Origin of the sequence: uncultured Ruminococcus sp. (assembly GCA_902785355.1) — a bacterium.
Taxonomy (GTDB): domain Bacteria; phylum Bacillota; class Clostridia; order Oscillospirales; family Acutalibacteraceae; genus Ruminococcoides.
In genome coordinates this window covers 1-10,881 of sequence record CACZYF010000051.1, presented here as the reverse complement: position 1 = coordinate 10,881, position 10,881 = coordinate 1, and the positions used below count along the sequence as shown (strand labels likewise).

Below are 10,881 nucleotides of genomic sequence, written 5' to 3'. Positions count from 1 at the left end.
GGCTCGGGAGAAATCTGAGAATATCTATGAATAATTATTAAGCGTATCATTTTTGTAACCGGAGCACTTTCTCTGCACTTTTATTTTACCCTAAACACCAAAAATCGCACAATAGCAAATTATGTCGTATACATATATAATAAAGCTGTAAAGGAGGTTGAGGTTATGAGAAACCCGAAATATCATCTCTATATGGACTACGGCGAGTACAGGGAGATCATTGATGCCCTCATCGCCAAGAAAAACGACTTGATTGCCACCGGTCATTACACGGACGCTATCGATGAGATTCTCATCAAGCTCAGCCGTGCCAAGCAGAAAAAGGTCAAGGTGATTTACACCGCCTAACAATCAAATATTGTATATGAGTCAGCGCTCACTTCTTTATTCAAAAGGAAGTGGGCTCTTTTTTGCGTTTACGGTACTTTTTTGACCGTAATAATACTGATTTCTAATAAAAGGGTTTAATCAGATGTTAGTGGAAAATTTCGCAGGACAAGGCGGAGGACGCCGATAGGCTGGCGCCTATCAAGGACAACAACGCAGTTATGCGGAATTTTACGCAACAGATGATAAGCTGTTTTATTAGAAAGCAGTATAAATTTCTGTGTATTCCCCGAAAGGGTTAAATACAAATCTAAAAAGGAAGGAGGAAAACGTATGCCAAACAGTAAAACGATTGCTATCTGTAATCAGAAAGGCGGTGTCGGCAAAACGACTACCACACTCAACCTCGGCGTTGCACTTGCTGATCAAGGAAAACGTGTGTTACTCGTCGATGCCGATCCGCAGGGCGATCTGACTACCTGCCTCGGCTATAACGCCGATGATATCAGCGTTATACTCGCTAATAAACTCATATCTGTCGTTCGGGAAGAGCGAAGCAATCCATATGAAGGCATCATCCAACACCCCGAGGGTGTGGATCTGCTGCCGTCCAATATGGATTTGGAATCCACCGAAAACTATCTTGTGACAGCGATGAGCCGCGAGAGCGTAATGAAAACATATCTGAGCAAGGTCAAGCACAATTATGACTATGTTCTGATTGATTGCCGCCCTTCGCTTGGTATGTTGACGCTGAACGCCTTGACCGCCGCAGACAGTGTGATCATCCCCGTTCAGGCGCAATACTTATCGGCAAAAGCAATGACACAGTTGTTTCAGACGGTTGAGAAGATTAGGACGCACATCAATCCCGAGTTGGCGATTGACGGAATCTTGTTGACCATTGTGGACAATCGCACCAATCTTGCCAAAAGTACGGTGGAGGCGATCCGGCGCAATTTCGGTAACTGTCTGCGAATCTACAATGCCCAGATACCGATTGCCGTAAAAGCTGCCGAGGTAGCGTCCAAGGGCAAAAGTATCTTTGCTTATGAGCCGAGCAGTAAAGCAGCCGTCGCATACGCCGATTTCGCTAAGGAGGTGTTAGCGCATGACAAGCAAAGGGCGAAAGAGCGATTTCGAACTGCCGACGCTCGATGATCTGTTCTCAACACAGCAGGAGCGCGACGAAGCGAAGCTCGATAAGATCAGAGATATTCCGTTATCCGAGATCGACGACTTTCCCAATCATCCGTTCCAAGTCCGTGATGATGAGGATATGTTGCAGCTTGTGAAAAGCATCAAAGAGCACGGCGTGATGACGCCCGCGGTACTCCGCGTCAAAGATGACGGACGCTTTGAGATCGTAGCAGGACACCGCCGAAAGCGAGCTTGTGAGCTTGCCGGGTTGGATACGCTGCGCTCAGAGGTCAAACATCTGACCCGTGATGAAGCGACTGTCTATATGGTAGAGAGTAACTTTCAGCGATCGTCCATACTCCCCAGCGAGAAGGCGTTTGCGTATAAAATGCGGATGGATGCTCTTAATAGGCAGGGAGAACGTTCGGATTTAACTTCCGACCCAGTGGGTGGGAAGTTAAAAGGTAAAGAATCAGCACAATTGATTGGCGAACAAAGCGGAGATAGTCAGACGCAAGTTCGCCGCTATATCCGCTTGACCTACCTTATCCCCGAACTGTTGCAGTTGGTGGATGAAGGCAAGATGAAGATGCGACCTGCTGTCGAACTGTCTTATCTCAACGTCGATTTTCAGAGGGATGTGCTGGAGAATATTGAACTCAACGACTGTACGCCCTCACATGCTAATCAGCGTGAACGCATGGTGTTCAACGGCGAGCGTATGCGAAAGCTCTTGCCTCGTGACTTGCCGATGAATAAGACGGAGGATTACATCTGCGAGGCGATCGCGTTTTATCGCAAGCACAACCGTGAGCATGAGCAATCGCGCAAATCGAACAGGGACGCGCGGTAATTTACCGCTCCCCCTTTCTCACACTCTAACCCCCTGTTACTCTCACTTACTTACCGAAAGAGAAATACTATATCTCATTTAATATATTATTATCTCTTAAAGGCAGGCGGCAGAATAGCAGGAGTAATAATCCCAACATAGGAGGTGAATCAGGTGAAAACCATTATCGGTATCATCATTTTTGCGCTGGTACTCGGCGTATATCTGTTCATTACCATCAAAAACCACAGAAAGAAGTAAATTATTCACAAGGAGGTGAGCTGAAATGGCAGAGATGACCTTTCAGCAGAAAACAAAAACGATGGCGAAACTGATTGATAACGGCATCACATCCGAAAAAGACTTGCAGAATCTGAACTTTGATTCTGTTCTGCAAATCCCCGGCATTACCATGCAGGATCTTGCCGTTGTTTCTCAGCTTCAAAAACACACCAAAGACAACAAACTCTATTCTTATCTTTCGGGAGGTGAACGGAATGAGTAGTGAAGGATATGAGATCATTCCCATGAAGCCCGAAGAGGTCTTGTATTCTTATCGGAACAGTCAACAAATATCCAATCAGACCGGCTTGGTCGGCTATATTCGCGCGGATATGGGGACAAACGGAAATCAGTTCTGGGTTACTTGGAACTGTTTTCGCAATGATCTGAACACGCCTGAAATCAGCAATGAACTGTCGGAACTGCTCCATTCACTCAGAAAGGACGGCAAATACCTTTCTGACAGGGATACGCTGACACGGTTCTGCCTTGACAGTAAAAACGCGCTGCCTTATGAAACCGGCAGAGATTTTGGTGTGAGAGTCAATACCAGAGATCATGCCTATCTCATGCGACTTAATCCGCATAAGGGAGAATACAATCTCTATTGCTACTGCTATCGCAAGGATTGGCTCGACAGTCATATCCAGCAGGCAAAGCGTGGGATTCGCTTCATCGATCCGCATTACCGTGAAAAGTTCAGAATTGCCGACGGCGATGAGATCATTATCAGCGGCGAGCCGAATGCCTACACCGTCAGGGATGTTCCTGCTCGGTATGTATGTCGCTATATTGATGACTCTCATTTTGAATACGGTCCGAATCTCCGTCATATCTGTGAATTCGCGGAAATGATAGAGGATTTGGGGTATAAGGTTGTACCGCTCAGAGCGTCTTTACCCGAGAAAGCCTATGTTTACATAGAATCCGAGAATAAGATCGGCGTTGTAACGAAAGGCGAAATGGGTTACAAGGAAATGGATATTACCTTTTCCGATAAGCAAGACGCGCTGGATATGGTTGACATCAACAACAAAAAGCACGGCATTACCAAAGCGCAGTCGGAGGCGATGAAGTGCGGTTCCATGTTCGGCTGGCACGTTCCTGCCGCCGACCCGAAAAACTATGAAGAGAACGGTATCCCCAAGAATTTCAGAGCCAGAGATACCGCTCGATAAGGAGGTGTTCTGATGGCGAGAAAATATGAGCTTCTCAGCGAGATGTACGACAAGACGACGAAAACAATGACCAATCCTGTTGTGTGGCGCCATTTTCTGGAGTCTGCTTGCCGTAACTATCGTTTGCGATTTGACGAGCAGCTCCTTGTCTTTGCCCAGCGCCCCGACGCTACCGCTGTTCTTGAAATAGAACGGTGGAATAAGCAGTTCGGCAGATGGGTCAACCGAGGAGCTAACGGTATCGCGGTATTTGAGGATGCGGAGCGTAATTCTCAGCGATTGAAGTATTATTTTGATATATCGGATACGCATGAGAGCCGCTTATCCCGACCGGTCCCGATCTGGAATATGCGTGAGGAGTACACCGAGGATGTCATCGACACCCTTGAAAGTATCTTCGGCACATTGGAAAACAGGGAGAATCTTGAAGAAGCGATCCTCAGTGCTGCAAATAATGCCGTCGAGGACAATGTTCCCGATTACGTCGGAGATTTACTGCTTGTGATGGACGACACCCTGTTATACGGACTGGCCGAAGATACGGCGCGGTATATGTATAATAACCTCGTTACCCACAGCGTCGCCTATATGCTGATGACGCGTCTCGGTGTGGATACATCCCTGTATTACAGCAACGAGGATTTCAAAGATATCGTCAACTTCAATACGGAGGACGCATTGAACGCGCTGGGATACGCCACCGGCGATATATCCGAAATGGCGCTGTCCGAGATCGCAAAAACCGTTCTGTCGCTTGACAGAGCCAATCGCACATTTGATAATCCGCAGAGAAGCGAATACAATAATAACACAATACAAACCGAAAGGAGACTTGAACATGACAGAGATAGCTTACACCAGACAGGGCGACTACAATCTGCCCAACCTGACCTTACCCGAACAGCCGAAGGTCGAGCTGGGGATGTACGCTCAGATGAGGCGCAGATTCCTGAAAGAGCATCACAAGATCCTGTACTACAACCTCCTGACGAAATGCAAGCTGATCGAGAACCTGTACGAGACCGAACAGACGGCGCTGAAGATGGAGAACGATCTTATCCGTCAGATGGCACAGGATCAGGGCGTGACGGAGCAGTTGAAGGCGCAGGATCAGATGACATGGGTACGCCGGATGAACAACATCCGACAGGCGGCGAGAGAAATCGTGATGGACAAGGTGATCTACACCGTATAACCCCCGATGGGCAGACTCAGCGTGATGATGAGTCTGCCCTTTCTTTATCTACAACCTTTGGATTGGCGGATCGTATCTACGATTACCTGACCGATTATATTATCAACTTCTATGAAGAAACTGACGGAGAACCGCTTGAAGTGGTTGAGGACGGTTCCGACCCGGTGGTGGTCGCCCGCATCGAGCATGACCTGCATGATACAGAAATTATGCGGGCGATGTTAGAATATTTTTCCGTGACATATGATCGTCGGGATAATGATGAACAAATAAACGAACAGTATGACCTGATCGTTGCAGCGGTCGAGGAGCGAATCAACAACCTCGAACCGTTTGATCTCGATAACCGTTTTGTCAGTGGAGACACCCGCTTTGACGTTTTTGATGAAGACGGAGAAAGATTAAAGTATCCGTTCTTCGGCGTCGATGAGGTTGTCAATGAAATCTTTGCGACCACTCCCTACCTCGGGGCAAGCCTTGAGGATATCGGCGTTTATCTCGAAGGTGTATTCGATACCGACAGGCGAATCGAGTATATCCGCAGTATCTTCAACAATGATTTCACCGAGATTATCTTGGCTGACGATACCCGTGTCGGCTACAAGACCTACGATAACGGCGTTCTTGTCTGGAAAGGGCGTTATCCCAGCCGTGAAGGGCAAAGATTTCTCAGGTGGAACGCGGTAGCCGGTCATTTCGACGCAATGCGTAAGCTCGGTATGCTGCGCAGCGATATCAAATCGCTGTTATCGCAGGACGGCCAGCTGCAATATCTGGCAGACGCGGCAGGAGCCAACGCTCCTGCTTTTGTCTTTCCGCAGGAGATCATCGACAATGTTTTGACAAGAGGCAGTAATATCGAACAGAGTAAAATGCGGATATATGAACAGTTCCAAAAGAGCCTGTCCCGTGATGAAAACATCCGTTTTCTAAAGAAAGAATACGGTATCGGAGGCGGCTCAAGTGCTGTAGCCTACACCGGCATTTCCGAAATGCACGACGGAAAAGGCATTACACTGAGTATAGGTTTCGATCCGGATAGACCGCACCAACTGCTCAAATGGAATTATGTTGAAAAGCGTATCCGAGAGCTGATAAGCCTTGATCGATATCTTAATGAAGATGAAAAGGAATCATATACAATCTGGTCCGAAAGAATGGACGTTTATCGAGAGGAAGCCGAAAGAGAAAACCGTCGCCGCGAGGAAGAACGCCGCCGTCAGATGGAGTTGGAAATGTCCCCCGAAGAACGGTTGCTAAATGAGGGGGTTCAGCACTCCTATGAGTATCAGTATCACCTTGGCGACACAGTGTATATCGGTGCTTCATCCTATGAGCTGTTGTCCATTGACGATGACCGCGTTATGCTGTTTGATCCGAACTTCCCCTTGTTCAATAAGGAAATGCCCCGTGCCGAGTTTGATGCAAAGGTGCAGGAAAACCCGCTGAATAATCATCTTCGCATTCTGGTGGAGCAGACGGACGAGCCGAAAGAAGCGGCACCATCCGAAGGAAATAAGAGCTTCAGCGATAAACTGTGGGACGATTACCGTCAGGCTCAGGAGGCTAACCCCAACCGCATCGTCCTTTATCGTGTGGGCGAGTTTATGGAGATCATGGGCGACGATGTTCCTAAGATAGCACAGGAGCTGAATGTTACGCCGACTCAGCGCATATTGTCCGATGGCAGTCGAATCCCAATGTGCGGATTCCCTCGCAACCATACGCAGGCGCTCACAGATATGCTGATGGACAGAGGCTATGATCTGGTGCTTTGTACCGATGAAAACGGCGAGTATCAAATGATTCGCCTGAACTCTGATTCAAAAGAAGAACCCCGACAGTCAAGAGTGATCGCCCGCGTTGAGTATATCAACAGAGCCAGTGAAACCTATGACATACAGGAGTACACCAGCGAGTATCTTTTCAAAAAGGATATTCAGGAAGAAAGCGATATCGCCGACGAGATAAAAGTCTATCTCTATGCTGATAAAGATGGCATGGTCGGTGATTATCCTTTCATGAACATCCCTGCTGTCAAGTCGATTGACATTGTTGATTATGCGCCTTTCGCCAACGAGCACGATATGCTGCTTGACCGTGCAAAAGAACTCATTGACGAGTTTAGCCAGCGAGAGTACGGTGGTGAGGGTGCAGATTATTCTAATCTGTCCGAGGTTAATTTGGCATATACCGAAACCGAGGATGGTTTACATGAAATCCAGTCTTATGCTGACCTTGAGAACTTCCGTATTGTCACCATGGTGGACAATCAGATTGTCCGTACAGAAGAGTATGACTCCTTACAGGGACTTATTGATTATGCATTAAATAATCTTGAGTTTGGTGATTTGACTTTCCTTTCCAGTGAGGAAGCAGCGCCGTTCTATGAACCTGATGAAGATGTTGCTGATGTTGTCCATACGGTTTACAGCGATCCTACTCACGAGGATGATTTTCTTGATGAGGTCGATCCCAGTGTTATCCGTCAGCGCCTTGCTGAATCCGGTATTGTGAATGGTCAGCTTGTCGATGAAGAAAAGCTCAACAACAATCCATTCATTCAACAGGTGATGGCTGACGTGGACAGGATAGCACAGGAAGAAAAGGAACAATCCGAAGAAGTAAACCTCCGATCTGTCGTAGTCGACTTAACGCCGAATGAACCGGACGGAGCCAACAGCGACCTGATCGGTCAGCGCCTTACCCTTGATGACCGCGAATTCGAGATAAAAAGGGTGAATGCCTATGGCGATGTCAGCATGGAGGATCTTACCTTCAGAGGTGAAACAGGATTCCCTGTCAATCGTGTGGAAAAGGTGGATTTTGTCCGCAGGGCGCTGGAAGAACAGCGAGCAAAAGAGAATGAGATCACACCGTCATGGGAACGTCAGCCGCGGGAAAAGGCACAAACCTTTGACTTGCACCCTGATATCCCGATGTCTCAGCGGCACACCTTTGATCTCAAGCGTTTTGAGTTGGAGGAAGTCGGCAAAAAGGCTCGTTTTCGCAGGAATGCCGATGCAATCCGCGTACTGAAAGAGTGTCAGTTTGACAATCGTTTTGCCACTCCCGAGGAACAAGCTATCCTTGCTCAGTATGTCGGCTGGGGCGGTATCCCCGAAGCGTTTGACGAGCACAATGATGCATGGTCTAACGAGTTCACAGAGCTGTATGGCTTGTTATCTCCCGAGGAATACGCGTCTGCTCGCGCCAGTACGCTGACCGCTTTCTACACGCCGCCTGTGGTGATCAACGCCGTTTACAAAGTGATGGAGAACATGGGCTTTCAGCGCGGCAATATCTTGGAGCCGTCCTGCGGTATCGGTAACTTTATCGGTATGCTACCCGACTCCATGAACGACAGCCGTGTGTTCGGCGTAGAGATCGACACGATCTCAGCCGGAATCGCGCAGCAGTTGTATCAGAAAAGCTCCATAGCGGCACAGCCGTATGAAAAGGCGGAAATCCCCGATAGCTTCTTTGACGCTGTTGTAGGTAACGTCCCCTTCGGCGATTTCGGCGTATCCGATAAGCGGTATGATAAATACCACTTTATGATACACGATTACTTCTTTGCCAAGTCACTGGATAAGCTCCGTCCGGGCGGCGTGATGGCACTCGTTACCTCACGCGGTACGATGGATAAGGAGAATCCCGCTGTCCGTAAATATATCGTGCAACGCGCCGATCTGCTCGGTGCTATCCGTTTGCCTAATAATACCTTTAGGGGTAACGCGGGTACAGATGTAGTATCTGACATACTCATTCTCCAAAAGCGTGACCGTATCATCGACATTGAGCCTTCATGGGTGCATTTGGATACCGACGCAAACGGTATCACGATGAACAGCTATTTTGTCGAGCATCCCGATATGATACTCGGTGACATGAAGATGGTATCCGGTCGCTTTGGCATGACTGCCGATTGCATTCCTTATGAAAACGCCGACCTCGGCGAGCTTCTTGATGAAGCAGTCAGCAACATCCACGGTGAAGTGACCGACTACGAACTGGACGAGGATGTGGAGGAAGATTTATCTATCCCCGCCGATCCAAGTGTCAGGAACTTCTCCTTTACACTGGTAGACGGCAAGATCTACTTTCGAGAGAACAGTCGAATGACACCGTTCGATGTGTCCGCGACGGCGCAGAATCGAATCAAGGGTATGATCCCGATCCGCGACAGCGTTCGCCGCTTGCTTGAAATGCAGACCGAGAACTATCCCGATGATGTGATCAAAGCAGAACAGGGACGGCTGAATACCCTATATGATAACTATACGAAAAAGTATGGTCTAATCAACTCCCGCGCCAACAACTCCGCTTTCTCGATGGACAGCTCCTATTCGCTAATTTCATCCTTAGAGGTGATCGACGAAGAAGGCAATCTGGAGCGCAAGGCGGATATATTCACCAAGCGTACCATCCGACCGCATGAGCCGATCACATCTGTTGATACTGCGTCAGAGGCGCTTGCTGTGTCGATGGCGGAACGTGCAAGGGTGGATATGGATTTTATGTCAGAGCTGTCTGGACTGCCCGAAGAAAAACTGTATGAGGATCTGAAAGGTGTTATCTTTCTGAATCCTTTGTATGGCTTTGGAAACAACCACGAGGCGAAATATCTGACCAGCGACGAATACCTGTCCGGTAATGTCCGTGAGAAGCTAAAGGTCGCTTTTCAGTCGGCACAGCTCTATCCGCAGGACTATGCTGTTAATGTGGAAGCGTTACGGAAGGTTCAGCCGGAGGACTTGAAAGCCTCTGAGATTTCCGTCCGACTCGGCGCGACATGGCTGCCGGTCGAGGACGTTCAGGACTTTGTATACCAGCTTCTTGATACCCCTTACTACGCCCGATGGAAGATGAAGGTTCACTATTCACCTATCACAGGTGAGTGGAATATGGAAAACAAGACCTATGACCGCACCAATGTCAAAGCGTATAAGACCTACGGCACCGATAGGATCAACGCCTATCAGATTATTGAGCAAACGCTGAATCTGAAGGACGTTCGCATCTATGATTACGAGGAAGATCCTTTTGGTAAGAAGAAGGCTATTCTGAATAAAAAAGAAACCGCTATCGCTCTTGCCAAGCAAGAGCAGATCAAACAGCAGTTTCAGGAATGGATCTGGTCAGACCCCGGTCGCCGAGAACGCCTTTGCAATTTGTATAACGAGAAATTCAATAATACCCGACCGAGAGAATATGACGGCTCCCATATAGACTTTGTGGGGATGAACCCCGAAATCGAACTCAGAGAGCACCAGCGTAACGCTGTCGCACATATCCTTTACGGCGGAAATACGCTGCTTGCACACGCGGTCGGCGCGGGCAAGACCTACGAGATGGCAGCGGCAGCAATGGAGAGCAAACGCCTCGGCTTGTGTAACAAATCTCTGTTCGTTGTGCCGAATCACCTGACCGAACAATGGGCAGCAGAGTTTTTACAGCTCTATCCCGCGGCGAATATCCTTGTCGCTACCAAAAAGGATTTTGAGCGAAAGAACCGTCGCCGCTTTTGCGGCAGAATTGCCACCGGTGACTATGATGCGGTTATTATCGGTCATACGCAGTTTGAAAAAATCCCTATCAGCCAAGAACGTCAGATCATGATGCTGCAGGCTCAGCTTGAGGAAATTACCGAAGGTATTGAATCGCTCAGCCGAAACAGAGGGGATAACTTTACCGTAAAACAGCTTGAAAAGAGCCGCCGTTCCATCAAAGCAAAGCTGGAAAAGCTCGAAGCACAAGACCGCAAGGATGACGTTGTGACCTTTGAAGAACTCGGCGTTGATCGCTTGTTTATTGACGAAAGCCACTATTACAAGAACCGTGCGAAACGTTGTGCATAAGCCGTAACTGACAATTACGACAAAAAGCACCCGTTAATTGCACTTGATATATTATCAAGAAAATAT

General features: G+C 48.1%; 7 protein-coding genes. All 7 read left to right on the top strand.

Features of this window, described 5'->3' with window-relative positions; genetic code table 11:
* Positions 1–165 precede the first annotated feature (165 nt).
* The 7 genes from R2I50_RS09520 (at position 166) to R2I50_RS10140 (ending at position 10,815) form a co-directional block, all read left to right on the top strand.
* Positions 166–348, top strand: a complete 183-nt coding sequence (locus R2I50_RS09520) for a hypothetical protein (protein WP_316608910.1) — start codon at positions 166–168, stop codon at positions 346–348.
* A 312-nt stretch (positions 349–660) separates the two neighbouring features.
* Entirely contained in the window at positions 661–1,488 is an 828-nt protein-coding gene (locus tag R2I50_RS09515; protein ID WP_316608909.1) for an AAA family ATPase, read from the top strand.
* Positions 1,439–2,320, top strand: a complete 882-nt coding sequence (locus R2I50_RS09510) for a ParB/RepB/Spo0J family partition protein (RefSeq protein ID WP_316608908.1) — start codon at positions 1,439–1,441, stop codon at positions 2,318–2,320. The genes R2I50_RS09515 and R2I50_RS09510 overlap by 50 nt, the downstream gene beginning before the upstream one ends.
* Positions 2,321–2,585: 265 nt before the next feature.
* Positions 2,586–2,804, top strand: a complete 219-nt coding sequence (locus R2I50_RS09505; RefSeq protein ID WP_316608907.1) for a hypothetical protein — start codon at positions 2,586–2,588, stop codon at positions 2,802–2,804.
* Positions 2,797–3,759, top strand: a complete 963-nt coding sequence (locus R2I50_RS09500) for a hypothetical protein (RefSeq protein WP_316608906.1) — start codon at positions 2,797–2,799, stop codon at positions 3,757–3,759. Before R2I50_RS09505 ends, R2I50_RS09500 begins: the two co-directional genes overlap by 8 nt.
* An 838-nt stretch (positions 3,760–4,597) precedes the next feature.
* Positions 4,598–4,954 (top strand): TnpV protein, encoded by a 357-nt coding sequence (locus R2I50_RS09495; protein ID WP_316608905.1) that lies wholly within the window; start codon positions 4,598–4,600, stop codon positions 4,952–4,954.
* On the top strand, positions 4,879–10,815 hold the full coding sequence (locus R2I50_RS10140) for an N-6 DNA methylase (RefSeq protein ID WP_399552885.1): 5,937 nt from the start codon (positions 4,879–4,881) through the stop codon (positions 10,813–10,815). The genes R2I50_RS09495 and R2I50_RS10140 overlap by 76 nt, the downstream gene beginning before the upstream one ends.
* Positions 10,816–10,881: the final 66 nt, after the last annotated feature.

Bases quoted from the DNA above. Each gene is read 5' to 3' on its own strand.
- R2I50_RS09520 (WP_316608910.1), top strand. From the start codon at position 166: ATGAGAAACCCGAAATATCATCTCTATATGGACTACGGCGAGTACAGG.
- R2I50_RS09515 (WP_316608909.1), top strand. From the start codon at position 661: ATGCCAAACAGTAAAACGATTGCTATCTGTAATCAGAAAGGCGGTGTC.
- R2I50_RS09510 (WP_316608908.1), top strand. From the start codon at position 1,439: ATGACAAGCAAAGGGCGAAAGAGCGATTTCGAACTGCCGACGCTCGAT.
- R2I50_RS09505 (WP_316608907.1), top strand. From the start codon at position 2,586: ATGGCAGAGATGACCTTTCAGCAGAAAACAAAAACGATGGCGAAACTG.
- R2I50_RS09500 (WP_316608906.1), top strand. From the start codon at position 2,797: ATGAGTAGTGAAGGATATGAGATCATTCCCATGAAGCCCGAAGAGGTC.
- R2I50_RS09495 (WP_316608905.1), top strand. From the start codon at position 4,598: ATGACAGAGATAGCTTACACCAGACAGGGCGACTACAATCTGCCCAAC.
- R2I50_RS10140 (WP_399552885.1), top strand. From the start codon at position 4,879: ATGGGTACGCCGGATGAACAACATCCGACAGGCGGCGAGAGAAATCGT.